18 protein-coding genes and 2 pseudogenes are annotated in these 25,972 nt (G+C 67.4%); 12 read left to right on the forward strand and 8 right to left on the reverse strand.

The annotated features are described in order from the left end of the window. Positions 1-102: 102 nt before the first annotated feature. The 10 genes from MRAB57_RS19165 to MRAB57_RS19215 all read left to right on the forward strand — a co-directional run bounded on the left by MRAB57_RS19165 (position 103) and on the right by MRAB57_RS19215 (position 10,399). Positions 103-1,026: a family 2A encapsulin nanocompartment shell protein gene (locus tag MRAB57_RS19165; protein ID WP_077088747.1), complete on the forward strand. Its 924-nt coding sequence runs from the start codon at positions 103-105 to the stop codon at positions 1,024-1,026. Then, the gene (locus MRAB57_RS19170; protein WP_077088748.1) at positions 1,013-2,914 is read left to right on the forward strand and encodes a family 2A encapsulin nanocompartment cargo protein cysteine desulfurase; all 1,902 of its coding nucleotides are present in this window, start codon (positions 1,013-1,015) and stop codon (positions 2,912-2,914) included. The genes MRAB57_RS19165 and MRAB57_RS19170 overlap by 14 nt, the downstream gene beginning before the upstream one ends. Before the next feature lie 600 nt (positions 2,915-3,514). Further along, positions 3,515-4,282 carry an MlaE family ABC transporter permease gene (locus MRAB57_RS19175; RefSeq protein WP_077088749.1) on the forward strand — a complete coding sequence of 256 codons (768 nt, stop codon included), beginning with the start codon at positions 3,515-3,517 and terminating at the stop codon, positions 4,280-4,282. Beyond that, positions 4,279-5,127 carry an ABC transporter permease gene (locus MRAB57_RS19180; protein ID WP_077088750.1) on the forward strand — a complete coding sequence of 283 codons (849 nt, stop codon included), beginning with the start codon at positions 4,279-4,281 and terminating at the stop codon, positions 5,125-5,127. Before MRAB57_RS19175 ends, MRAB57_RS19180 begins: the two co-directional genes overlap by 4 nt. Before the next feature lie 3 nt (positions 5,128-5,130). Continuing rightward, positions 5,131-6,399, forward strand: a complete 1,269-nt coding sequence (locus tag MRAB57_RS19185) for an MCE family protein (RefSeq protein ID WP_077088751.1) — start codon at positions 5,131-5,133, stop codon at positions 6,397-6,399. Beyond that, positions 6,396-7,436, forward strand: a complete 1,041-nt coding sequence (locus MRAB57_RS19190; RefSeq protein ID WP_077088752.1) for an MCE family protein — start codon at positions 6,396-6,398, stop codon at positions 7,434-7,436. Before MRAB57_RS19185 ends, MRAB57_RS19190 begins: the two co-directional genes overlap by 4 nt. Continuing rightward, positions 7,433-8,671, forward strand: coding sequence for an MCE family protein (locus tag MRAB57_RS19195; RefSeq protein ID WP_425436762.1), 1,239 nt, complete (start codon positions 7,433-7,435; stop codon positions 8,669-8,671). Before MRAB57_RS19190 ends, MRAB57_RS19195 begins: the two co-directional genes overlap by 4 nt. Before the next feature lie 17 nt (positions 8,672-8,688). Beyond that, complete coding sequence (locus MRAB57_RS19205) at positions 8,689-9,300, forward strand: Mce protein (RefSeq protein WP_077088753.1); 612 nt, start codon at positions 8,689-8,691, stop codon at positions 9,298-9,300. Continuing rightward, entirely contained in the window at positions 9,297-9,896 is a 600-nt protein-coding gene (locus MRAB57_RS19210; protein ID WP_108637965.1) for a hypothetical protein, read from the forward strand. Before MRAB57_RS19205 ends, MRAB57_RS19210 begins: the two co-directional genes overlap by 4 nt. After that, complete coding sequence (locus tag MRAB57_RS19215) at positions 9,866-10,399, forward strand: CAP domain-containing protein (RefSeq protein WP_077088754.1); 534 nt, start codon at positions 9,866-9,868, stop codon at positions 10,397-10,399. The genes MRAB57_RS19210 and MRAB57_RS19215 overlap by 31 nt, the downstream gene beginning before the upstream one ends. Before the next feature lie 3 nt (positions 10,400-10,402). Here the strand turns inward: MRAB57_RS19215 and MRAB57_RS19220 are convergent, their stop codons facing one another. The 5 genes and pseudogenes from MRAB57_RS19220 to MRAB57_RS19240 all read right to left on the reverse strand — a co-directional run bounded on the left by MRAB57_RS19220 (position 10,403) and on the right by MRAB57_RS19240 (position 18,325). After that, the gene (locus MRAB57_RS19220; protein ID WP_077088755.1) at positions 10,403-12,049 is read right to left on the reverse strand and encodes an NAD-dependent malic enzyme; all 1,647 of its coding nucleotides are present in this window, start codon (positions 12,047-12,049) and stop codon (positions 10,403-10,405) included. Positions 12,050-12,124: 75 nt separating this feature from the next. Next, positions 12,125-12,694, reverse strand: coding sequence for a rhodanese-like domain-containing protein (locus MRAB57_RS19225; RefSeq protein WP_077088756.1), 570 nt, complete (start codon positions 12,692-12,694; stop codon positions 12,125-12,127). 43 nt (positions 12,695-12,737) lie between these two features. Then, positions 12,738-13,629: pseudogene (locus tag MRAB57_RS19230) on the reverse strand (rhodanese-like domain-containing protein). Positions 13,630-13,752: 123 nt separating this feature from the next. Beyond that, the gene (locus tag MRAB57_RS19235) at positions 13,753-14,013 is read right to left on the reverse strand and encodes a hypothetical protein (RefSeq protein WP_157900633.1); all 261 of its coding nucleotides are present in this window, start codon (positions 14,011-14,013) and stop codon (positions 13,753-13,755) included. Positions 14,014-14,122: 109 nt separating this feature from the next. Further along, entirely contained in the window at positions 14,123-18,325 is a 4,203-nt protein-coding gene (locus tag MRAB57_RS19240) for a bifunctional nitrate reductase/sulfite reductase flavoprotein subunit alpha (RefSeq protein ID WP_077090699.1), read from the reverse strand. Positions 18,326-18,683: 358 nt separating this feature from the next. Here MRAB57_RS19240 and MRAB57_RS19245 point away from each other — a divergent pair, with 358 nt between their 5' ends. Beyond that, positions 18,684-19,139: an LppP/LprE family lipoprotein gene (locus tag MRAB57_RS19245; protein ID WP_425436821.1), complete on the forward strand. Its 456-nt coding sequence runs from the start codon at positions 18,684-18,686 to the stop codon at positions 19,137-19,139. A gap of 67 nt (positions 19,140-19,206) precedes the next feature. Next, complete coding sequence (locus MRAB57_RS19250; protein WP_108637966.1) at positions 19,207-20,571, forward strand: MFS transporter; 1,365 nt, start codon at positions 19,207-19,209, stop codon at positions 20,569-20,571. 1 nt (position 20,572) lies between these two features. Here the strand turns inward: MRAB57_RS19250 and MRAB57_RS19255 are convergent, their stop codons facing one another. The 3 genes and pseudogenes from MRAB57_RS19255 to MRAB57_RS19265 all read right to left on the reverse strand — a co-directional run bounded on the left by MRAB57_RS19255 (position 20,573) and on the right by MRAB57_RS19265 (position 25,486). Continuing rightward, positions 20,573-22,516 carry an acyl-CoA dehydrogenase family protein gene (locus tag MRAB57_RS19255; protein ID WP_077088760.1) on the reverse strand — a complete coding sequence of 648 codons (1,944 nt, stop codon included), beginning with the start codon at positions 22,514-22,516 and terminating at the stop codon, positions 20,573-20,575. A gap of 57 nt (positions 22,517-22,573) precedes the next feature. Beyond that, positions 22,574-24,930: pseudogene (locus MRAB57_RS19260) on the reverse strand (ATP-binding cassette domain-containing protein). A gap of 67 nt (positions 24,931-24,997) precedes the next feature. Next, positions 24,998-25,486: a MarR family winged helix-turn-helix transcriptional regulator gene (locus MRAB57_RS19265; RefSeq protein WP_077088761.1), complete on the reverse strand. Its 489-nt coding sequence runs from the start codon at positions 25,484-25,486 to the stop codon at positions 24,998-25,000. Positions 25,487-25,972: the final 486 nt, after the last annotated feature.

Raw genomic sequence — 25,972 nt, forward strand, 5'->3', positions numbered from 1 at the left:
CATACACTTGCTTAGGCTCAGCGCCCGGACGCGCTCAATCGTCGGGCAGGCATCGTGTGGCCCGGCTCCATCGCAGTACTAGGCCCAGCAGGAAGGACCACGATGACGTCGGCTCAAAACGAGTCTCAGGCACTTGGCGATCTCGGTGCCAGGCAGCTCGCAAACGCGACCAAGACGGTTCCGCAGCTCTCGACGATTACGCCGCGCTTTCTCCTGCACCTGCTCAGCTGGGTACCGGTGGAGGCCGGTATTTACCGGGTGAACCGTGTGGTCAACCCCGATCGGGTTGCCGTGACCGCGCAGGAGGGCGCGGCGCTCGACGCGCCGCTGTCGGAGACCTTCGTCGACTACGAGACCAATCCGCGCGAGTACACGCTGCGGACGATCTCGACGCTGCTGGACATCCACACCCGGGTGTCCGACCTGTACTCCAGCCCGCATGACCAGGTCACCCAGCAGCTGCGGCTGACCATCGAGACCATCAAGGAGCGCCAGGAGTTCGAGCTGGTCAACAGCCCCGAGTACGGGTTGCTGGCGCAGGCCACCCCCGAGCAGACGATCCAGACGCTCGGTGGCGCGCCGACGCCCGACGACCTCGACGCGCTGATCACCCGGGTGTGGAAGACGCCGAGCTTCTTTTTGACTCACCCCCAGGGCATCGCCGCGTTCGGGCGCGAGGCGACCTACCGCGGTGTGCCGCCGCCGGTCGTGAGCCTGTTCGGCGCGCAGTTCATCACCTGGCGCGGCATTCCGCTGATCCCGTCGGACAAGGTGCCGCTGGAGAAGGGCAAGACCAAGTTCATCCTGGTGCGCACGGGTGAGGAGCGCCAGGGCGTGGTCGGGCTGTTCCAGCCGGGCCTGGTCGGGGAGCAGGCGCCGGGCCTGTCGGTGCGGTTCACCGGCATCAACCAGCAGGCGATCGCCCGCTACCTGGTCACGCTGTACACGTCCCTGGCCGTCCTCACCGACGACGCGCTCGCCGTGCTCGACGGCGTTGCTGTGGACCAGTTCCATGAGTACAAGTGAGTACCGGTCGGTAGACGCCGAGGGCGAGCTGCCGCTGGGTGCCGCGGAACTCGCGGCGCTGGCCAGCCAGCTGTACGCGGCCAGTATCCGGCCGGGACCCGACAGCCCGCCGCAGGCGGCGCCGGTGGCCCCGCGCGGCAGCGTGCCGGATACGACGGCGGTCACCTCGGCCGGGCAGACCGCGGCGGGCAGCAGCGATCCGTACTCGCCCGCGGTCCCGCTCCTCGGTGTCACCGACACCTACGTACCGGCTCCGACGTCGCCGGGCCCGGAACTCCCGCCCCAGGCGGTTCCGGTCGCCCCGCGCGGCAGCGCGCCGGACACGACGGCGGCGCCCTCGGCGGCCCAGGCCGTCGGCAGCGCAGGCGACCCGTACGTGCCGCCCGCTGACCTCAGCGCGTTCGCGGTTCCCAGCGATGGCCTCGTCTCGACGGTGCCCGGCGTGCTGGCCGGGGCCTCGAGCCCCGGCAGGCCGACGGCTCCGGTGGCGCCGCGAGGTGCTGCGCCGTACTCGGGAATCGGGTGGCTGCCCGAAGCGCCGCCGGTGCCCGACATCGGTTGGGTCAGGCCGGTTCCGTCGGAGGCGCCCGCCGGCGACGAGGCCGACTATCACTTCCTGACCGCGTCGGATCCGGTGCCGCAGTTGCCCGACGATCACGAGGTGTTCGACGTCAACGCGATACGTGAGGACTTCCCGATCCTTGCCGAGACGGTCAACGGAAAGCCGCTGATCTGGTTCGACAACGCGGCGACCACGCAGAAGCCGCAGTCGGTGATCGACCGGATCTCGTACTTCTACGCGCACGAGAACTCCAACATCCACCGGGCGGCGCACGAGCTGGCGGCGCGGGCGACCGATGCCTACGAAGAGGCCCGCGAGGCCGTGCGGCGGTTCATCGGCGCCGAGAAGGCGGAGCAGAACATCTTCGTGCGCGGCACCACCGAGGCCATCAACCTGGTGGCCTACGCGTGGGGCGGCAAGCACCTGGGACCCGGCGACGAGATCGTCATCACGCACCTGGAGCACCACGCCAATATCGTTCCCTGGCAACTGCTTTCGCAACGCACCGGCGCAGTACTGAAGGTCGCCCCGGTTGACGAAGCGGGCAACCTGCTGCTCCCGGACTTCGAGGACCTGCTGGGCCCCAAGACGAAACTGGTGGCCGCGACCCAGGTGTCGAACGCGCTGGGCACGGTGACGCCGGTGGAGAAGATCGTCCAGTTGGGCCACCGCTACGGCGCGCGCGTGCTGATCGATGGGGCACAGTCGATTCCGCACCTGCCGATCGATGTCGCCGAACTCGGCGTCGACTTCTTCGTGTTCTCCGGCCACAAGATCTACGGCCCCACCGGAATCGGGGTCCTGTACGGATCCGAAGAGGCGCTGGCCGAAACCCCGCCGTGGCAGGGTGGCGGCAACATGATCGCCGACGTCACGCTGGAACGGTCGCTGTACCAGGGACTGCCCAACAAGTTCGAGGCCGGCACCGGCAACATCGCCGATGCCGTCGGGCTGGGCGAGGCGCTGCGTTACGTCGAACGGGTTGGCATCGAACGCATTTCGGCCTACGAGCACAGGCTGCTGGAGTACGCGACGCCGCGATTGGCCGACATCCCCGGCGTCCGCCTGGTCGGCACCGCGGAGGAGAAGGCCAGCGTGCTGTCCTTCGTGCTGGCCGGCCACGAGCCGCTCGAGGTGGGCAAGGCCCTCAACGCCGAAGGCATCGCGGTGCGCGCCGGACACCATTGCGCGCAACCGATTTTGCGGCGTTACGGCCTGGAGGCGACCGTCCGTCCCTCGTTCGCGTTCTACAACACATTCGACGAGATCGACGTGTTCCTGCGGGCGGTGCGCCGGATTGCCGAGGGCGGCGCGGGAGTCGGCTGACGGCACCCGGGGAGTGCTTCTGCGACAAGGTGTTTACGCTCGCCCTGAGCGCAACGCTTGCCTGGGGTGCCTGCTCTGAAGAACTGTGACGTTCGACGCAATTGCCGAACGGGACGGTCGCGTGGGCGCTCAACGAAAATCGCACGACGCACGCCTTGAATTGGTGTTTTCGCGCGCCCTGACGGCCGCGATTCACGGGCCTTGTGGGAATTTGCCGCAAGCGTGGCCCCGGCGCCTTCGGGCCCCGCCCCGATAGCGCTCCTCGGTCTGAATGCGGCGGTCCTCCGGCCGGCCGCGTCGGGGTCGACGTTTTAAGTCCGCGCAGGTCAACGGCCACCAAATGGCGCGGAAGTCACGCAAACGTCGGCCGAGTTCTCGCTATTTCTGGCCACATTTCTTCTGGGTGATCGCAACCCTGACGCCGGGCATCCTTTTGGCCGTAAATTGCTGCGATGTTCTATGTGTGCAAACTTCACCACGCGGTCCGCAGGTAAACAACGCTGACCTATATCGGTTGGCGAGTTACGAACGAATGAAACGTGTGACGAAATTGGGGGACCGCTTGAGCCGGACGAACCGAGTACGGTCAGGGCCGACCCGATGAACGGCACCGCCATCGCCAAGCCGATGAACGCGCTGGGCGAGTTTTTTCTGCTCAGCGTCGAAGCGTTGATCGCGACCGTCCGGGGCCCGTGGGCGTGGCGCGAGGTGCTCGAGCAGATCTGGTTCGTCGCACGGGTTTCCATCTTCCCGACGATCATGCTGTCGATTCCCTACACCGTGCTGATCGTGTTCGTGCTGAACATCTTGCTCGTCGAGATCGGCGCCGGTGACCTCTCGGGCGCCGGGGCGGCGCTGGCGTCGGTGACCCAGGTGGGGCCGGTCGTCACGGCGATGGCCGTCGCCGGTGCCGGTTCGACCGCCATGTGCGCCGACCTGGGCGCGCGCACCATCCGCGAGGAAATCGACGCGATGAAGGTGATCGGGGTCAATCCGATTCAGGCCCTTGTGGTCCCGCGCATCATCGCCGCCACCTTCGTCGCGCTGCTGCTCTACTCGGTGGTCGCGGTGACCGGATTGGTCGGCAGCTACATCTTCGTGGTCTTCGTTCAGCACGTCACCCCCGGTGCGTTCATCGCCGGTATGACGCTGCTGACCGGGTTGCCCCAGGTGGTGATCTCGCTGATCAAGGCGACACTGTTCGGGCTGTCCGCCGGGTTGATCGCCTGCTACAAGGGCTTGTCGGTGGGCGGCGGTCCCACCGGCGTCGGAAACGCGGTGAACGAGACCGTGGTGTTCTCCTTCATGGCGTTGTTCTTCATCAACATCGTGATCACCGCGCTCGGGGTGAAGGTGACCGCGAAATGACGGATGTCGCAAGCACTCCCGGCTGGCTGGTCACCGCCGGCCCGCGGCTGGTGGAGGCCACCCGAAGGCTGGGCGAACAGACCGCGTTCTACGGACGGTCGTTGGCCGCCACCGGCGACGCGGTGCGCCGCTACCCGGGGGAACTGCTGCGGCTGATCGCCGACATGGGGATGGGCACCGGCGCGCTGGCGGTGATCGGTGGGACCGTGGGCATCATCGGCTTCCTGACCCTGACGACGGGCGCCCTGGTCGCGGTGCAGGGTTACGACACCCTGTCCAACGTCGGCGTCGAGGCGCTGACCGGGTTTCTGTCGGCGTTCTTCAACGTCCGGATGATCGCGCCCTGCACGGCCGGGGTGGCGCTGGCCGCCACGATCGGTGCGGGCGCCACCGCGCAGCTGGGCGCGATGCGCATCAACGAGGAGATCGACGCGCTCGAAGTCATGGGGATCCGCTCGATCACCTACCTCGCGTCCACCCGGATCATCGCCGGCGTACTGGTCGTCATCCCGCTGTATGCCGTCGCCGTGCTGATGTCGTTCTTCGCCTCGAAATTCGGCACGCTGTACATCTACGGGCAGTCGCGCGGCGTGTACGAGCACTACTTCTCCACGTTCCTGCGCCCCACGGACCTACTGTGGTCGTTCCTGGCCGTGCTCGTGATGGCGACGGGTGTGATGGTGGTGCACACCTACTACGGCTTCACCGCGACGGGTGGCCCGGCGGGGGTGGGGGAAGCGGTCGGACGCTCGGTGCGGTCGTCGATGATCGTCACGGCCTTTACCGCCCTGATGATTTCGCTGTCCGTCTACGGGCAGTCCGGCAACTTCAACCTGTCGGGTTAGTCGATGAGCAACCACCGAGGCAGCGGCGCGCTCAGGCGAAATCGAAGCCGCGACAGCAGGATCGACCCCATCTGGTGGGCGCCGACGCTGTTCATTCTGGTCGCGGGCATCATCGCGCTCACCGCAGGCGCCTTCACCGGCAGCTTCACTCCCTCCGTCCCGCTGACCCTGGTATCGGATCGCGCCGGACTGGTGATGGAGCCCGGCGCCAAGGTGAAGCTGCGCGGCGTGCAGGTCGGCCAGGTCGCGTCCATCGGCACCGACGTGAAAGCGGCTCAGCTGCAGCTGAAGATGGATCCCGGCCCGTTCAAATATCTACCGGGCAATCTCGAGGCGGAAATCAAGTCGACCACGGCGTTCGGGTCGAAGTACGTCGACCTGATCGTCCCCGAGCATCCCAGCGCGGCCGCGCTCAAGCCCGGAGCGGTGCTGCACTCCCGCAACGTCACCGTCGAGGTCAACACGGTCTTCGAGAACCTGCAATCCGTGGTTGCGGCCGTCGACCCCGCGAAGCTGAACGCGATCCTGTCCGCCTTCGCCCAATCCGTGCGCGGCAAGGGCGAGCGGATCGGGCAGGCGATCACCGACGCGAACACCGTGCTGTCGACCGTCAACCCGCGCATGGACACGATCGACAAGAACTGGCGATTGTTCGGCAGGACGACCGCCATCTATTCAGACGCGGCACAGGACATCCTGTCGATCCTGGACTCGGCGGCGACGACGAGCACGACCCTCACCGACGATCAGCGGTCACTGGATTCGCTGCTGCTGTCCACGGTGGGCTTCAGTCAGACCGGCATCAACCTCATCGGCAGAAACGAATCCAACATCGTGCGGTCGTTCAATCTGCTGGATCCGACCACCGCGCTGCTCAACAAATACTCGCCGACGTTCACCTGCCTGTTCCAGGGTGCGCAATGGTATGTCGACCACGGTGGTCGAGACGCGTTGGGCGGCAACGGGTATTCGGTGATCCTGGACGCGGCCCTGCTGTTCGGCGACGACCCGTATCGGTACCCGAGGCACCTGCCCAAGGTCAACGCGACCGGCGGTCCCGGTGGCAAGCCCAGTTGTGGCTCGCTGCCCGACCCAAGTGCGAACTTCCCGGTGAAAGCGCTCGTCACCGACACCGGCTGGGGCGCGGCTCCCGACGAGATCCGCACCACCCCGTGGGTCGGTAATCCGTGGTGGGCCAACTACTTCCCGACCACCAAGAACCCGCCCGAAGCCCCGCGCTACAACTACCGCGGGGGAGTACCGCCATCGTGAGTAACGGCAAGCGGCCCGGCTCCCGGTCCACCGTGGTTCGCGTGGCGCTGTTCACCGCGGTCTGCCTGGTGTTCACGTTCACGCTCATCGCGGTCTTCGGGCAGCTGCGCTTCGACGATCGCACCGGCTACCAGGCGGTGTTCACGAACGTCTCCGGTTTGAAGTCCGGCAACTTCGTCCGCATCGCCGGCGTCGAGGTCGGCAAGGTGGGCGACCTCAACCTGCATCGCGACGGCACCGTGACCGTCGGCTTCGCGGTGGACAAGGGGGTCCGGCTCACCCCGGGCACCAAGGCGGTCGTGCGCTACGAGAACCTGATCGGCGACCGCTATCTCGCGCTCGAAGACGCGCCCTGGCCACCGGGCCGGCTGCCGCCGGGCTCGACCATTCCGCTGGCGCGGACGTCGCCCGCGCTGGACATCGACGCGCTGATCGGCGGCTTCCGCCCGTTGTTCCGGGCGCTGGACCCCGATCAGGTCAACGCGCTGTCGGGCCAACTGCTGAAAATCTTTCAGGGACAAGGCGGCACCCTGGCGTCGGTGCTCTCGCAGACGTCGATGCTGACCTCGACCCTGGCCGGGCGCAGCGAGCTGATCGGCGAGCTGATCACGAACCTGAACACCGTGCTGCACACCTTCGCCACCCGCGATCACGAGTTCTCCGACGGCTTGGACAAGCTGTCCCAGCTCGTGGACGGCCTGGCGCAACGCAAGAACGACATCTCCACCGGGTTGGCCTACATCAACGCGGCCACCGGCTCAGTCACCGATCTGCTGGTCCAGGCCCGCCAGCCGATCAAAGACGTTGTGCACCAGACGGACCGGATGTCGGCGCAAATCATGTCCGACCGCGACTACGTCGACAAACTGCTCAAGGACCTGCCCGACATCTACCAGGTGCTGGCCCGGCAGGGCATGAATGGCGACTACTTCGGCTTCTATTTCTGCGAGGTGCTGCTCAAGCTGAACGGCAAGGGGGGCAACCCGATCTTCGTCAAGCTCATAGGCCAGCCCAGCGGGCGGTGCACCCCGCAATGAAACGACTCAACATCAAGCCACTCAATCGACAGAACCCGTTCCTGGTGGGAGTGGTCGGCACCGTCCTGGTGACCTGCGTGGTGCTCGCCGCGTTCCAGTACAACCGGCTGCCGTTCGTCAAGAACACCAACGACTACTCGGCCTACTTCGCCGAGGCCGGCGGCATCAAAATCGGTAGCACGGTTCGGGTTTCGGGCCTGGGCGTCGGCCGCGTCTCGGATATCCGCCTGGAGGGCACCAAGGTCAGGATCGGCTTCACCGTCCGCAAGGGCATCGAGCTGGGCGACCGGACCGAAGCGGCGATCAAGACCGAGACGATCCTGGGCAGCAAGATGCTCGAGCTCACCTCGCGCGGCGACGGAAGACTGAAGGGCAGCATCCCGCTGGAGCGCACCACGTCGCCCTATGAGCTGCCGGACGCGCTGGGAGATCTGACGACCACGATCAGCGGGCTGGATACCGCCCAATTGTCTTCGGCGCTCACGACGTTGGCCGAAACCATCAAGGAAACCCCGGCCGATCTCAAGCCCGCGCTACAGGGTGTGGCCCGCTTCTCGGACACCCTCAACGGCCGCGACGCACAACTGCGCAGCCTGCTCGGGAATGCCAACAAGGTCTCCGCCGTGCTGGGACACCGCAGCCAACAGATCGCCGGGCTGGTCGCGAATTCCAACGCGCTGCTCGCGGCGCTGCTGGACGAACGGGACTCGATCGACGCACTGATGAACAACATCACCGCGGTGTCGCGCCAGGTTTCGGGACTGGTCGACGACAACCGCAAGACCCTGAAGCCGGCGCTCGACCAGCTCAATGGCGTGCTCCCCGATCGCCCGGCGGCCGACCTGTTCTGCCGGGTGCCGCAGGATTCGGAGTTCAATGTGCGTGGGGTACGCAACATTCCGTGTGAGGCCAAGCCGGACAAACGCGCGCCCACCATCGAGATGTGCGAGAGCGACGAAGACTACGTGCCGCTCAACGACGGCTACAACTGGAAGGGCGACCCGAACGCCACCACCACTGGCCAGGGCGTCCCGCTGTACCCGCCAGGGCAGGACCCGCGGCTGCCACCGCCGCGCGGAACGGCCCCAGCGCCGTCGCCACCGCCGCTCGCCGTCGCGACATACGACCCGGCCACCGGCGACTACGTCGGGCCCGACGGGCGTCGCTACACCGAGGCCGATCTGGCGCATCCGCGCGCCAGGAACTGGCAATCACTACTTATCCCACCGTCGTAAGGATTCGAGGGAACAACATGGCCGACGAGCCTGAAATCAACGAAAAGCCCGCAGGGGCAACGGCAGTCGATGAAGTCGCCGATTTCGACGATGCCGACGAGACGGCCAGCGAACCCACCGGCTGGCGGCACCGCCTCACGCGCCGGCGGCTCTCTCGCACCGCCTCGGCACTGGTCGCCAGCGGCGTAATCGTCGCGACGCTGGCCGGATTGACGGGCTGGCTCGGCTACCACGCCTACCAGACGCATCAGGCCCAGACGCACCGCAACCTGTTCATTCAGGTCGCTCGGCAAGGCGCGGTGAACCTGACGACGATCAACTACACCGAGGTCGATACCGACGTGCAGCGCATCATCGACCTGGCCACCGGAGCCTTCCGTGACGATTTCCAGCAGCGGTCCAAGCCGTTCATCGAGGTGGTCAAGGCGGCACAATCGAAATCGGAAGGCACGGTTACCGATGCCGGCCTGGAATCGCAGCGCGGCGACTCCGCCCAGGTGCTGGTGGCGGTCGCGGTGAAGTCCCGGACGGCGGGCGGCGAAGAGGCGCCGCGGGAATGGCGGATGCGCATCGAGGTCCAGGCCGTCGGCGATGACGCCAAGGTGTCGAACGTGGTGTTCGTGCCATGACGACGCTGAAGGAAGACATCGAGGCCGCGGCCACCGACGAGGAAACGGTCACCGTCGAAGCCGAAGTCGAAGCGGAAGCCGACCAGACCGACACCACCCCGCAGCGACGGCGCATCGCGTGGTCACGCGTTCTTGCCTACGGGATATTGCCGGGGCTGGCGCTGCTGCTGGCCGTGGCGGCCGGCTACTTCAAGTGGGTCAATGACTCATCCCACGATCTGGCCGTGGCACGCGCCGAGTCGACGCGGGTTGCCAGCGAGGACGTGACGGCCTTGTTGTCGTACAAGGCGGATTCGGCCGACAAGGAACTCAACGCCGCGCGCGATCGGCTGACCGGCGAATTCAAGGATGCCTACACCTCGCTGATCCGCGAAGTCGTGATCCCGGGCGCCAAGGAAAAGCGCATCTCGGCGGCGGCCAAAGTGAGTGCGGCGGCGCCGGTTTCGGCGACCGACAATCATGCCGTGGTCCTGCTGTACGTCAACCAGACCGTGACGATCGGCGACGGGGCGCCCACCGACACGCAGCCCGTCATTCGGGTGACGCTGGACAAGGTCGACGGCCGATGGCTGGTTTCGCACTTCGACCCGGTGTGATCGTGGGTGGCCAGACGATCGCCCGGTTGCTGCCCGTGGCCGTGATCGCCCCGCTCGCGGCGGCATTGGCGGCGCCGGTCGCGCATGCCGACAACAAGCGGCTCAACAGCGCGGTCGTCTCGGCCGTCTACACGCTGCAGCATCAGGCCGGCTGCACGAACGATGTCATCAGGAATAATGCGCTGACACTGGCCGCCGAATGGCACGCCGAGGACATGATGAACAACCGGAACATCAACGACGACACGGGTTCCGACGGGTCCAGCCCGCAAGACCGCGCCAACGCCGCCGGCTTCCGCGGCAGGGCCACCGAGACCGTCGCGATCAACCCGGCCATCGCGATCAGCAGCCTGGAACTGGTCAACCAGTGGTACTACAACCCCGACGCGATGGCGATCATCCGCGACTGCGCCAACACCGCCATCGGGGTGTGGTCGGACAACGCCCTGGACCGCACCGTGGTGGTGGCCGTATACGGGCAGCCCGCCCCGCCGGTGCGCTGACGGCTAGTCGTAGGCCGGAGCCCATTTCGCGGCGGCGACGGCCTGCCTGACGTCGTCGTGGTGCGCGGTGGCGACACCGTCGGCCACCGCGGCGTGATAGACGGCCTCGGCGACCGCCTTGGAAACCGCGTACAGGTTCTGCACGTCGGGCAGCAGCGGGTCACCGGGCCGCGTCGGATTAGCCTGTTGCGCAACGGCCTTCGCGGCGGCGTGCAGCATGCCCGCCGTCAACAGCCGGGCGCCGGCCACGATGATGCCCAGTCCCAGCCCGGGGAACACCAGCACGTTGTTCGACTGGCCGATGGTGTAGGTGACGCCGTCGTAATCCACCGGGGCCGTTGGGGTGCCGGTAGCGATCAGCGCCTTGCCGCGCGACCACTGCAGCAGGTCGGCGGGCATGGCCTCCATCCGCGACGTCGGGTTGGACAGCGGGAAGATCATCGGGTGCTCGCACGAGGCGGTCATCGCCTCGACGACCTCGCGGGTGAACGCGCCGAACACCGCCGAGCAGCCAAGCAGCGCGGTGGGTGAGGCCAGCTTGACCGCGTCGATGAGTTCGACGCGCTCGCCGGCCTTGATGCCCAACTGCTGGCGGTTCTTCGCGTACGGCACCTGGAAGTCACGCAGGTCGTCCATGTCGTCGAACAGCAGCCCCTGCCTGTCGATCGCCCAGATCTGCGAGGTGGCCTGCTCGACGGTGGCCCCGTCGTCGACCATGGCGTCGCGGATCTGGTCGGCCACCCCGATCCCGGCGGTCCCCGCCCCGAAGACGATCGTCACCTGATCGCGCAGCGGGGCGCCGGTGATCCGCAGCCCGCCGTTGACGGCGGCCACCACGACCGCGCCGGTGCCCTGCACGTCGTCGTTGAACACGCAGTAGTCGTCGCCGTAGGTCTGCAGAATCCGGCGCGCGTTCAGCGGCCCGAAGTCCTCGAAATGCAGGATCGCGCGCGGAAATAGCTCATGCGCGACTTCGATGTAGCGCCGGATGAAGCCGTCGTACTGGTCGCCGCGGCGCCGGGCGTGCCGGTTGCCCAGATAGAACGGGTCCTGCAGCAGCTGTTCGTTGTTGGTGCCGACATCCAGCGATACCGCGATGCAGCGGCACGGGTTGATGCCGCCGCCCGCGGTGTACAGCGCGAGCTTGCCCACGGCGATCTGGATGCCGCCCACGCCCCAGTCGCCGATCCCCAGGATCGCCTCGGCGTCGGTGCACACGATCAGGTCGACGTCGTCGGGGCCCAGTCCGAACGTCTCGAACGCCGCCTCGATGTCGTCGGGCTCGTCGATGCTGAGAAACAGCCCGCGCTGGCCGCGGTATTCGTCGGAGAATCGCTGGATGGCCTCGCCGACGGTGGGGGTGTACACCACCGGCATCAGCTCGGGCAGATGGTCGGCGAGCACCTTGTAGTACAGGATTTCGTGCCGGTAGTGCAGCTGCTCGAGCAGCAGATTGCGGCCCAGATCCGTTGCCATGCTTTGCAATTGATGCCATACGCGGTCGGCCTGCTGGTCCAGGGTGAGTACCGCCGACGGCAGTCGCCCGGTCAGGCCCAGCTCGTGGCGCTGCGCGTGGGTGAAGCCGACACCGCGATTGAGGCTGGGCGAGGACATCGCGAGTGGGATCCGTGGCGTGTGGGATTCACCCATCACAATCTCCGTCCGACGACGTGGCGCACCCCGTCACGGTAGCGCCCAGCGCGGTGAACGCACCGAGAGAAGCGCTTAAAGACGCGACACGATGGTTTCGGCGTCCGGCGTCGCGCCGCGGTTGTAGGGCAACTTGGACAGCGCGGTCGCCATCGCGCAGGTGTTGGATGCCGCCGCGTAGGTCAGGCCCGCCCCGATGCCCGCCGCCAGCCATTTGAGCCGGGGGAGCGCGGCGCTGCCCAGCACCGAGGACAGCACGATCGACCCGGCCACCAGGCGCACCTGACGCTCGAGGTCCCATCGTTGGGCGCCCCGGTCGACCGCGAAACCGCGGCCCTCCCAGTCGCTGATTCCCTTCTCCAGCACGCGCCCGCGCGTCAGCCCCGCGTCGCGCAGCACCGCTTGGGCCTTGGTCGAGCGTTGGCCCGAACGGCACACCAGCACAACCTCGTCGTCGCGGTCGAGGCGTCGAACGATCTCGGGACCGTGCCGGTCGAGAATGTCGAGTGGGACGTTGTAGGACCCGGCGATGTGCGACGTCTCGAATTCCGCGGGGGTCCGCACGTCGACGATGCGCGGGGTCGCCGACTCCAGCAACGCGTGAAGCTCCGGCGAGGTGATGATGTCAGTGGTTGGTGCGCTCATGCTGTGTCCCTACCCGGGTCGACCCGAAACCAGTGGCTTTTGTTCAGGAAGAATTTTTCGGCGTTGTGATGCCGAGCTTTTCGGCGTTGTCGTAGTCGTCGTCGACGAGCACAACGCGACGATCGTGGCGGTCGAGCAGCGCTGCGGCGATCGATGCGCGATAGCCGCTGGCGCAGTGCACCCACACCACGCGGTCCGCCGGGATGCCGTCGATGTGTTCGGGCAATTCGTGCACCGCGATGTTGACCGCGCCGCGCACCTGGCCGCTGTCGAATTCGTCGCGCTGACGGACATCGAGCACTGTGACACCGTCATCGCCGAGAACCTCGGCAAGGTCGACGAACTCGGCGACGCGGTAGCTGCGAAGTTCGGCTCCGCCGGCCAGTTCACGGATGTCGCCGCTGGCCGCGCCGGTGAGGCGCTCGACGCCGATGCGGCACAGCTCGCGCTGGGCGTCGGCGACCTGCTTGGCGTCGTCGCCGATCAACGTCAGCGGCGCGCCCCAGGTATACAGCCAACCGAGGTAGTTGACGAACGAGCCGGACAGTTCGAATCCGTATGCGCCCGAGAGATGGCCGGCCGCGAACGCGTTGCGGTTGCGCAGATCCACGACCCATTCGCCCGCATCGATCCGCCTGCGAAGCTCGCTCGGATCGGCCGCCGCGGGTGGTGAGAGTTGCGGTGCCGCAGGGCCTTTCCTGTTTAGTACGCCCATATGCGCGTAGTAGGCGGGGAAGTCGGCCAGCCCGGCGCCCGGTGACGTAATCGTTGTGGATGTGGGTCTCGAGGACGTGAGTGATCCGCAGCTCGGCGGCAAGCTCAAGCACCCGATCGATGTCGCGCTGCGGATCGATGGCGACCGCCACCGCGCCGTCGCTTACCAGATAACTGCGATCGCCTAAACCCGAGGTTTCGATGATCGAAACGTCTACCACGCTTGTGCCCTATCCACGTAGGTCGTTGGGTCAACGTACGTGTCCGGCAATCGCCGCGCGAGGCCAGCGCGGCCGCCGCCGGTAAGCGAGATTGACAATCGGCGGATCGGGACTATGGGCGCCTTAAAGGAGATCGGTGCTGCCGTCGCAGGAACACCGCGGCATGCCGTCATGCGGCCGTCGGGAGAACTGCGCCCGGCGCATCAGGTGCTGCGCGTAGACCTTGTCACGCTGTTCTCGGGAGAACGCGAAGTCCAGGTTGATCGGCAGCCCGGCCCAATCGACTCGGTCCTGCGCGGGCGGCTGCTCGGCGAACGACCCGCCATGCACCGGGCAACCCGTGCTCGCGCCCTGGGTATCCGTCCACTCAAACGCCTGCGCCACCGTCGTCCGTCCTCGCCTGCACCCCGTCCTAGGTGAAATGGTGCGGCAGGGATGTTTCGGCGACGAATGGGCGGTGTTTCCGCCCGATTACGGCTTGCCGGTGCGGCGCCTAGTAGACGTCGCGGTGGTAGCGCTTGTCGGCGCTCAGCGATTGGACGTAGGCCTGGGCCGCCTCCGGGTCGAGGTTGCCGTGTTCGGCGGCGACGTCGCAGAGCGCCCGGTCGACGTCCTTGGCCATCGGGTCGGCTGTGCCGCAGACGTACAGCTGGGCGCCATCCTGCAACCAGCTCCACAGCTGGGCGCCGCGGTTGCGCATCAGGTGCTGGACGTAGACCTTCTCGGTCTGGTCCCGGGAGAACGCCAGGTCCAGTTCGGTGAGGAACCCGTCGTCACGCATCTGCTCGAGCTCGTCGCGGTAGTAGTAGTCGGTCGCGGCGTGCTGCTCGCCGAAGAACAGCCAGTTGGGCCCGGTGTGGCCGAGCGCGCGCCGCTCCTGCAGGAAGCCGCGGAAGGGCGCGATCCCGGTGCCCGGACCGATCATGATCATCGGGGTGTCCGGATCGCTGGGTGGCCGGAAGTTGCTCGATGGCTGCAGATAGACGGCGACCCGGTCGCCGGGGGAGCGGTCCGCCAGGTAGGTCGAGCACACCCCACGACGCGGGACGCCCTGGAAGTTGTAGCGCACCGGCGAGACCGTCAGGTGCACTTCCGCCGGGCACTCTTTAGGGCTCGACGAGATCGAATACAGCCGTGGCTGGAGACGTTTCAGGACACGCAGCCACTCGTGGGCCGACGCGTGTACGGGCAGCCGCGCCAGCAGGTCGACGGATTGGCGTCCCCATGTCCAATCCAACAGTGCGCGCTTGTTTTCCGGCCGCAGCAGGTCCGCGAGCTTCTGGTCGCCGGTGCGCTCTTGCACGAAGCGCACCAGGTCCCGGCTGATGTGAGCGATCTCGATGCGCTCGGTGAGCGCGGTGCGCAACGACATCAGGCCGTGCTCGCCGACCTCGACCGGGGTGTGCGCGTCCAGCCCGGTGACCGACAGCCATTCCTCGACCAGCTGATCGCCGTTGCGCGGCCACACCCCGAGCGCGTCGCCGGCCTCGTAGTTGGCGGCCTCGTCGGAAAGGTCAAACACGATCTGCCGCACGTCTTTTGCGGAGCTGGGCCCGCTGAGCGTGGTGTTGCGGACCATGTCGGTGATCAGCGGATGCTTCTTGCTGTAGGCCGCCGGTGCGGGCCGGCTCGGGAGTGCGGGCGCCGCCACTACCGCCGACGCGGTCACCCTGGCCTCGCCGCTGACGGGCGCGGGTTTGCGGGTCAGGGCCTCACGGACCTCGGCCAGCCACTTCGCGGCGGGCTCGTCGTACTCCGGTTCGCAGTCAACCCGCTCCGTGATGCGGGTGGCACCCAGCTCCGCGAGCCGCTCGTCGAGCTTGCGCCCATAACCGCAGAAGTCGTCGTAGTTGGAGTCGCCCAGGGCGAGCACGGCGTAGTGGGTGCCGGTGAACTGTGGTGCGCCCTCGCTGGTGAGCGCCCGCCACAGGCCGGCGCCGTTGTCCGGTGCCTCGCCGTCTCCGGTGGTGCTGGTAATCACCAAAAGCTCACGGGTGGTGGATAATTCGGCCGTCGGGAAGTCGTCCATGCTGTGCAACACGACCGGCAGCCCGGCCTCGCCGAGCTGCGCGATGACGTCGCCCGCGAGTTCTTCGGCATTACCGGTCTGCGAGGCCCACAACACCACGATCGGGGCCCGCTCGGGTGCGGCGTCCGCCTCGGGCGCGCTGGGTGGGTTGGCGGGCGCCACGATCGCCGGCATGTCCGACTCAGCGGGCTGAGATCGGGGCGTCTCGGCGCGCGCGAAAATGCCGGCAAGCACGCCATCCACCCACATCCGCGTGCCGGGATCCAACGGCGCGCTGATCGGTACGGTGGGCACCCCGCCGGTCCGGAGGCCGGCGTCCGAACGCAAACCGGCCAGCATGCCGGCCAGGTAGGTGCGCCCCTGCGGACCGAACTGTGGTTTGGGTTCGTTTGCCAGACCGAGCAATTCGGCGACGGCGTCGACTTGTGCAACGCTGATTTCGGTAACCTCCGTGGGAGCGGGTTCTGAGGTGTCGTTGGCCATCGGCCGCTCGGGCTCGATGGCGGGTGCTGGCTTGGCCGCCGCGACTTTTGTCAGGGTGACGGCGCAGGCCTTGAATTCCGGCTGATGCGACACCGGGTCGACGGCGTCGTTGGTGACGGCGTTGATCGACAGGTATTCGCCGAAGGCGTCGTTCCAGTGGAACGGCGCGAAGCAATCGCCGGGACGGACCCGGTCGGTGATCACCGCGGGCAGCACGGCACGCCCACGGCGGGAAGCGATTTCGACGGGGTCGCCCTCGGAGATCTGCAGCCGGGTGGCGTCGTCGGGATGGATCTCGACGAACGGCCCGGGGTTGAGCTTGTTGAGCTTGGCGACCTTGCCGGTCTTGGTCATCGTGTGCCACTGATGCGGCAGGCGGCCGGTGTTGAGCAGGAACGGGTAGTCGTCGTCGGGCATTTCCTCGGGCAGCAGGTGCGGCCGGGGGAAGAACACCGCGCGCCCGCTGTCGGTGGGGAACGCCAGCCGCGGGATGCTGCCGTCCTCGCGCACCAACTGGGTCTGGCTCACGCCGTCGTTCAGGTAGCGAATCGGGTTGCGGTCACCTGCGTTATCGGGCGGGCAGGGCCACTGCAGCGGTGTCTCGCGCAGGCGCTCGTAGCTGGCCCCGCGCAGGTCGTAGCCGGTCCTCGGGTTCGAGAACCGCTTGATCTCGTCGAAGACGTCCTCGGCGGACTCGTAGCTGAACGACTCCGAAAAACCCATCTCGCAGGCCATCCGGGCGATGATCTGCCAGTCCGGCATCGCCTGACCGGGCGCGGGCACCGCGGGCTGGAACAGCGTCAGGTTGCGCTCGGAGTTGATCATCACCCCCTCGGACTCCGTCCACAGGGTCGCGGGCAGCAACACGTCGGCGTACTCGTTGGTCTCGGTCTCGCGGAAGGCGTCCTGGGCGATCACCAGCTCGGCCTTTTCCAGACCCGCCAGCACCGTTTTCCGATTGGCCACGCTGGCAACGGGATTGGTGCAGATGATCCAGCACGCCTTGATGTCGCCGTCGGCCATCCGGGAGAACATGTCGACGGTGCCGGTGCCGACCTCGGTGCGCAGCGTCCCGCGCGGGACGCCCCATTGGTCCTCAACGAAGTCGCGGTCGTCCGCCGACACCACCGAGCGCTGGCCGGGCAAACCCGGTCCCATGTAACCCATTTCGCGGCCGCCCATCGCGTTGGGCTGCCCGGTGAGCGAGAACGGCCCGCTGCCCGGCTTGCAGATCGTGCCGGTGGCCAGGTGCAGGTTGCAGATAGCATTGGTGTTCCACGTGCCGTGGGTGCTCTGGTTGAGTCCCATCGTCCAGCAGCTCATGAAGTTCGCGGCCTCGCCGATCCAGCGGGCCGCGGTCTGTAGGTCTTCGACTGGAATGCCGGTCAGTTCGCTGACCTTGTCGGGGGTGTACTGCTCGAGGAAACTCGGCATCACCTCCCAGCCCTCGGTGAACTCAGCGATGAATTCCGGGTCGGTGTGGCCGTTTTCGACGATCAGGTGGAGCAGCCCGTTGAGCAGTGCGAGGTCGGCGCCGGGGGAGACCTGCAGGAAGAGGTCGGCCTTCTCGGCGGTCGCGGTCCGCCGCGGGTCGACGACGATCAGCTTGGCCCCGGCCTTGACTCGGTCCATCATCCGCAGGAACAGAATCGGGTGGCAATCGGCCATGTTGGCGCCGATGACGAAGAACACGTCGGCGTGTTCGACATCCTGGTAGGAGCCGGGCGGCCCGTCCGCTCCCAGGGACTGCTTGTAGCCGGAGCCGGCGCTGGCCATGCACAGTCGCGAGTTCGACTCGATCTGGTTGGTGCCGACGAATCCCTTGGTCAGCTTGTTCGCCAGGTACTGGGCCTCGAACGACATCTGGCCGGAAACGTAGAGGGCGAAGGCATCCGGACCGTGCTGGTCGATGATCGCGCGCAGCTGTTTCCCAGCTTGGGTGAGCGCGGCATCCATGTCGACCGGTTCCAGAGACTCACCGCGCCCGGGCCGCAGGTAGGCCGACTCCATCCGGCCCGGTGCGGCCAGCATGTCCGCGGTGGTCGCGCCCTTGGTGCACAGCCGGCCGAAGTTGGACGGGTGGCTTTTGTTTCCAACAGATTTCGCGACGTGACGGCGACCGCTCTCCGGATCCGTTGTGATCTGCAACACTATGCCGCAACCGACGCCGCAGTAGGCGCACATGCTGTTCACGGCGTCTTTTGCATCGTCATGAGATTGGCGAGCCACGCCTACTTCCCTCCCTTCGAGCGCGCACGGGCCTACGGGCTAAATGTTGCGACAAGGATGTTTCGGCACAGGGCATCCGGTGTTTCCGCCGTTTTACGGGTTTCTCTCACACGCACCAAACTGATTTGTGAAGTGTGAGAAAAGCCCAATGAACCCCGAATAATCGCAGGTCAGCGGCGATCTACGACTAAGGCCAGATTACCCGCCGGGTGTGCGGAATTCCCTATCAGAACTGGGTTTCGGACGAAACAAATGGGACATTCACAGCATTCGATAAGCTCACAAAGTGCCTCGTCACTTTGTGATTCTGTTGGTGTTGTTGGCCGCGGCCTGCGGTGCAAAACCGGCACCGCCACAGGCGGTGCGGGCCGATTCCTGCAAGGACGCCGACGGGCCCACGGCCGACACGGTGCGACAGGCCATCGCCGCCGTTCCGGTCGAGGTCGCCGGATCGAGCTGGGTCGAAATCGCCCGTGGGCACACGAAGAATTGCCGGCTGTACTGGCTGCAGGTCATCCCCACCATCGCCAGCGAGTCGACGCCGCAGCAGTTGCTGTTCTTCGACCACAACCGGCCGCTGGGCACGCCGACCCCAAACCCCAAGCCGTACATCACCGTTCTGCCCGTCAACGACGACACCGTCACGGTTCAGTATCGATGGCAGACCGGCAACGAAGAACCGTGCTGCCCGAAAGGCAGCGGCACGGTGAAGTTCCAGATCGGTCACGACGGCAAGCTGCAGGCGCTCGGCAAGATCCCACACCAATAGGGTTACCTCACAAGACGTTCCGATACTTTGTGACGTCCGGCATTCGCATCGAAAGGGTTTCATTCCGGTGAATTCGTCGCGTCACCTTTCGCATTGGGACGCAGAGGATCTGGCGGCGTGGGAGGCGGGCGGCGAGGACATCGCGCGGCGCAACCTGTTCTGGTCGGTCGTGAACGTGCACCTGGGCTACTCGATATGGGCACTGTGGCCGGTCATGGCGCTGTTCATGCCCAGGGACGTCTACGGATTCACGGCGGGCGACAAGCTGCTGCTCGGCATCACCGCGACGCTGGCCGGGGCGTGCCTGCGGCCGACCTATGCGGTGGCGACCGCGATCTTCGGTGGTCGCACCCTGGCTATGTTCTCGGCCTTCGTGCTGCTCATTCCGACGATCGGTGCGATGGTGCTGTTGGCCCACCCGGGGCTGCCACTGTGGCCGTATCTGGTGTGCGCGGCGCTGACCGGAATGGGTGGGGGCAATTTCGCCGCCGCGGCGAGCAACGCCAACGCCTTCTATCCGCATCGGCTGAAGGGCATGGCGCTGGGGCTTTCCGGCGGCATCGGCAATCTCGGGGTGCCGGCGATCCAGATCGTCGGGCTGGTCGTCATCGCCGTGGCGGGCAATCGGCAGCCGTTCTGGGTGTGCGTCCTGTACCTGGCGCTGCTGACCACGGCCGGCGTGGGGGCGGCGCTGTTCATGAACAACGTCGCCCAGCACCGTCTCGAGCTGGGGCGGCTGCGCTCGATCCTGTCGGCGGTGGTCTCGACCCGCGACACCTGGGTGCTGTCCCTGCTCTACCTCGGTAGCTTCGGCTCCTTCATCGGCTTCGCGTTCGCGTTCGCCCAGATATTGCAGACCGGCTTCATCGCGGGCGGGCAGAGCGCCTCGCGGGCCGCGCTGCACGCCGCCCAGCTGGCCTTCATCGGGCCGCTGCTGGCCGCGCTGGCGCGCGTCTACGGTGGGCGGCTGGCCGACCGCATCGGCGGCGGACGCGTCACGTGCGGCGTCTTCGTCGCGATGGTTCTCGCCGCCGGATTGCTGATCGCCGTCGGCACCGTCGAGGACCCGCACGCGGGCCCGGTCAGCGGCGCGGCCATGGCCGGCTACGTCTCCTGCCTGATCGCGCTGTTCGTCCTGGCCGGGTTGGGCAACGGATCGGTCTACAAGATGATCCCGACGGTGTTCGCCGCCAGCAGCGCCAACCTGCACATGGACGCAACCGAACGCTCCGAATGGGCCCGGGTGATCTCCGGCATCGTGATCGGCTTTGTCGCGGGCGTGGGCACGCTGGGGGGAGTGGGCATCAACCTGGCACTGCGCGAATCCTTCGTCGCCACCGGCACGATGACGTCGGCCTTCTGGATCTTCTTGGCCTTCTACGTCTTTGCCGCGCTGCTGACGTGGATCAGTTACGTCCGCCGGCCCGGCTGAGTCAGTCCGACAGGTTCTCCGGGTGCAGCATCTCGGCGTAGCGCAGCGGCTCCGGAATGCCGAATCCGTCGACCAGCTCCCTGGCGTGCGGGCGCAACGCGCGGCACCGATCGTTGATCCCCCGGGTGACCGCTTTGGCTCGCCCGGTGGACAGGTAGCCGTGCTCGATGTACCAGGCCTTGTCTTCCTCGATCACCGACAACGCGTACAGGTCGCACACGATGTCCAACAGCTCACGCGCTTCGGGGTTTTCGCACGAGTCGATCCCGGCGACGAACGCCTCCAACACAATTCGGTCGATGTGCGCGCTCGCGGCGTGCAGCACATGGTCCTGCACGGCGTTGAACGCGTCGAACGCCGACATCTCCTTGGACTTGCCCTGTAGGCGCCGCGCGACCGACGACAGCAGGTATTCCTCGCGCTCCTCGAACATGTTCACCTGCGTGCCGCGGTTGAACAGGCTGCCCTCTTCTTCGCTGTCCTGGCGGGTATCGACGATCGTCTGCATGATCTTCTCGGCCGCGGTCCGCTTCAGCACTCGCTCACCAACAGTGTTGGCGGCGAACCGAACCCAGTCGACGGGGCTCATGCTCTTGATGTCGTCGGCGTAGGCGGTCAGCAGCTCCTTGGCCACCAGCTGGGTCAGCACATGGTTGTCGCCCTCGAAGGTGGTGAACACGTCGGTGTCCGCGCGCAGCGCGATCAGCCGGTTCTCGGCCATGTAGCCGGCGCCGCCGCACGCCTCGCGGGCCTCCTGAATGGCCTTCGAGGCGTGCCAGGTGTTGGCGGCCTTCAGCCCGGCGGCTCGCGATTCGAGCTCACGCTGTTCCTCGGCGTCCGGAAAGTCCGACGTCTGCATGTCGTGGCACTTCGACACCAGCTCGTTCTGCGCGAATTGCAACGCGTATGAGCGGGCAATCAACGGGAATAGCCGCCGCTGATGCACCAGGTAGTCCATGATCAGGACTTCGCCCTCGTCGTCCGGGGCGGTGAATTGCCTGCGCTCCAACGCATATCGGGTGGCGATGTCCAAAGCGACGCGAGCGGCGTTGCCTGCGCTGCCGCCGACGGTGACCCGGCCGCGGATCAGCGTGCCGATCATGGTGAAGAACCGGCGGTTCGGGTTCTCGACCGGCGAGCTGTACGTGCCGTCGGCGGCGACATCGCCGTATTTGTTCAGCAGGTTCACCCGCGGCACGCGGACGTGGTCGAACATGATGCGGCCGTTGTCGACGCCGGGCAGGCCGCCCTTGTAGTGGCAGTCCGTCGTCGTGACGCCGGGAAGGTCGTTGCCCTCCTCGTCACGGATCGGCACCAGCACGCAGTGCACGCCGTGGTTGACCTGCTCCCCGTTCTCGGTCGTGATCAGTTGCGCGAAAACGGCTGCCACGGTGGCGGTCTCGGCGGCGCCGCCGATGTAGTCCTTGCGGGCCGACGGCGTGGGGGAGTTGACGATGAACTCTTCGGTCTCGGCGTCGTAGGTCGCGGTCGTCTCCAGCGATTGGACGTCACTGCCATGCCCGGTCTCGGTCATCGCAAAGCAGCCGCGCAGCTCGAGGCTGATGACCTTCTTCACGTACGGATCGTGGTGACGCTCGGTGCCCAGGTTCTCGACCGCCCCGCCGAACAGGCCCCATTGCACCCCGGCCTTGACCATCAACGACAGGTCCGACATCGCCAGCATCTCGATCATCGTGATCGCCGCGCCCACGTCGCCGGTGCCGCCGTGCTCCTTGCGGAACCCCTCGTCGGGGATGCCGGCGGCGGCGATGAGCTTCATCTGCTCGAGCACCTTGGCGCGCGCCAGGACGGTGTTCGGGGTGTAGTGCGGGCGGAACTGATCCTGGCCCAGCCATTCCCGGGTGTGGTTCTTCGCGTCGCGGAACCGGCCGTCCAAGGTGCTACGCAGGTGCTGGGCGATGCTCGTCGTCGTCTGTGGCGCCATACGTTGAAGGTAACCCGCTGGCCGCGGCGCGGAAACCACCGGCGCGGCACCGACATCTCACCGTGACAGCGGCGGGCGCGCGCGCAGCCGGTAACGGGCGATTCCCGCCCACACCGCGCCGAAGATGACGAGCATCACCATGTCGAACATCCACCAGCCCACGTAATGCGTCCACATCTGGACGTTGGCGGCGCGCGCGTCGACCCGGCGCAGATCGACGGTGGATGCCGAGGCCGCGAAGCCCCACTGGGCCGGGACGAACCAGGAGATCTGGTCGTAGACCCAGGTGCCGACCAGCGTGATCAGCCCGCCCGAGAACAGCAGCGACGCCAGGAGCACCGGCACGGCCAGCGGCACGACCTCGGTCAGCGACTTGCCCAGCGTCGAGACCGCGAGCCCGATCATCGCCGAGACCACGGCGGTGACGGCGACACTGACGTACAGCTCGAAGGTCGCGTTGAACAGCAGCACGGCGCCGTGCGCGGGTTGGCCCTTGGCCAACACCACGATGCCGAAGGTGATGGCCGTCAGGATGGCAGCGGCCGCGCTGAAGAAGATGATCTTGCCGGCGAGGTAGGTCGAGGCCGACAGCCCGCACGCCTGTTCGCGCTGGAACGCCCGCCGCTCGCAGACGAGATCGCGGACGGTCAGGGCGATGCCGATGATGACGGCCGCGATGTTGAGCCCGGCCAGGATCTCGACCGCCTCGTGCGGGTTGGAGCTGGACGTGCTGGGCTGCTTCAGGCCGGAGTCCCCGGGGATCAGGAGTATCAGTGCGGCCAACACGAACGGCAGGGCCGCCAGGAAGAGAAGGTATAGGCGCTCGGCGAGCAGCAGACGGCCCTGGCGGCGCAGCACCAGCCAGAGTTGCCGGGTGCGCGGGGGTGGGGCGGGTGGCGGCCACGGTTCGGCGGTCGCGGGCGGCGCCGGTGGGCCCTGCGCCAGCTGGCGGGCGTGGAACGCGCGCTGGGCGCCGTCGGGATCCGCCTGCACCTGGGCGAGGACTTCCGTCCAGTCGGTGGTGGCCATCGCGGACCCGATCTCCAGCGGCGCCCCGACGAAGGCCACGGAGCCGCGGGCGGTGAGCACCACGACCTGGTCGCAGATATTGAGGTGGGCGCGCGACGTCGGCGATGCCATGGCCGCGACGACGACACAGCCGATGTCGGCCTGCCGGCGCAGCACCGCCATCACGTGGCTCTCCTGCGCGGCGTCCAGGCCTTCGCCCGGCTCGTCGATCACCAGCAGGGTCGGCCTGGTGAGAAGCTCGACCGCCATCGCCGCACACCGGCGGATCTCGGGTGGCAGCTTGCAGATCCGGCTGGAGCGGAAGGGCGTCAGCTCGAGCTCTTCGATCACCTGGTCCACCACCCGCTGGCGGTGTTCGGGCGAGGTGCCGGGCGGCAGCCGCAGCTCGGCCGTGTATCCCAGCGCCCGTTCGATGGTGAGCTGCGGGTGCAGGCGATCCTCGCGCGGCACGATGCCGATGCGGGTGCGCATGGACGTGGCCTCGGCGTGAATGTCGTGGCCGTCCAACGTGATTCGGCCGTTGCCGAGTCGCCTCGTCCCGCTGAGCAAGTCGAGCAGTGCGGAGTTGTGTGCGGTCGACGGACCGGTGACTGCGGTCAGCGTCCCCAAGCGACCGGTGAACGAGACGTCGGTGAGCATTTCGCGTCCGTCGACGCTCAGCCCCAGCCGGTATGCGGCCAGGCCCGCGGTGCGGGCACCGGCCTTGAGCGGCAGACGGTGGGTGGAGCTGGTTTCGCCGGTGCGGAAGGAGCGCCCGGCGCGCAGCTTGCGGGTCGCGTCGGTCGTCCGCTCGAGCGGGCCCCTGTCGTCGCCCGCCGGTGTCGGGGGCGGGAAGGTGACCGGCCCGGTGGGCTGCGCCGCTGACGCCGGTTGCGGCGGCGGGACGCTGATGGGTGTGGTCTCCAGCGACGGGATTAGGGGAGGCGCGGCGGGCGGTTCCGGCGGGTTGGGACGTTGGGCCGGCGGCGGCTGGGAAGCCGGAATCCGCAAGCGCTGGGTGGGCTGCTGCGTCGGCGGTGGCGGGCCGGGCGGCCGTTGGGGTGTGGTCCGGGCGGGCCAGTCGGCGCGCCGAGCCGGAACACCAGGCGCGGGCCCCGCTGCGGATCGCCGAGCGTGATCGCCAGGCCGTCGCGGATGTCGACCGCCGACATCCGGGCGCCGCTGAGGAAGATGCCGTAGCCGCCGTTGTCGATCGCCACCCAGTGGGAGCCGGTATGCCGCAGCACCAATTCGGGCTGCGGCGCCGCGCCGGCCGGCCCCGGGCCGCCCAGCGGAACGTCCCACCCGCTGCCATGACCCACCGCGACGTCGCGGCCCGGCGCGAAGACGTACCGCGCCGGCCCGACCAGGACGGTCAGCGGCGGGGCGAATGCGTCGTTGCGCATGGCCGCCACCTTTCCATCACCGGTTCGGGGTCACTTGAGTGTCTACCCGCCGGTGCTGGTCTGTGCACTAGGGCTGGGCACTGCCCACTGCGCTGCGGCGGCCCAGCGCGGCGTTGTCGACCAGGCGACGCAACACGCCGACGGCATCCCCAAGGATCCTGCGGTCCTCGGGTCCAAGCGTGGCCAGCTGGGGTTCGATCGCGGCGGCGCGGTCGGCGCGCACCGCATTCAGCGTCCGCCGCCCTTCGGGCGTGATCCGAATGCGGACCGCCCGCGCGTCACCGGGGTCGACCATCCGGCTCACCAGGCCGGCGTCCTCGAGCCGGCGCACCTGCGTGGTCATCGTCGGCTGCGAGCAGTGGTCGACGGCCGCCAGGTCGCCGATGCGGGCTTCGCCGTGGGCCTCGACGGTCGCCAGCAGCCTGGCTTGGGCCGCCGGCAGCGGCATCTGAATACGTTGGGTGGCCAGCCTGTTGAGCCGCGCAACCACAGCGAGCAGATCCGCTCCCAGCCCCTGCTGTTGCTCGATGTTTGCGGTGTCAGCGCCCTTGCCCATGTGTCCATGGTTGCATAGCTTTGCTAAGCGAGACGAATCCCGGACGCCGTGGCGTGACGACCCGCACACCGTGCAGCGCTGCCGACCGCCGCCCGACATGCCTGGCAGAATCGGTCAAGTGACCTCGCCCCCCTCTCGGCACCCTCGGCGTGGTTCGCTGCAGCCGGGCGAGTTAGCCCAGGCCGCGGTCATGGGTGCGCTCTGCGCGGTCATCGCGATCATCACGGTCATCGTCCCGTTCGCCGCCGGATTGGCCTTGCTGGGCACCGTGCCGACGGGGTTGCTGGCGTACCGGTGCCGCCTGCGCGTGCTGCTCGCGGCGACGATTGCTGCCGGCGTGATCGCCTTCCTGATCGCCGGATTGGGTGGTTTCATCTCGGTCATCCATTCCGCGTACATCGGCGGGCTGACCGGAGTCGTCAAGCGCAAGGGCCGCGGTTGGCCCACGGTGGTGGTGTCGTCGTTCGTCGCCGGCCTGGTGTTCGG

Origin of the sequence: Mycobacterium rhizamassiliense (genome assembly GCF_900157375.1) — a bacterium.
Classification (GTDB): Bacteria; Actinomycetota; Actinomycetes; order Mycobacteriales; family Mycobacteriaceae; genus Mycobacterium; species Mycobacterium rhizamassiliense.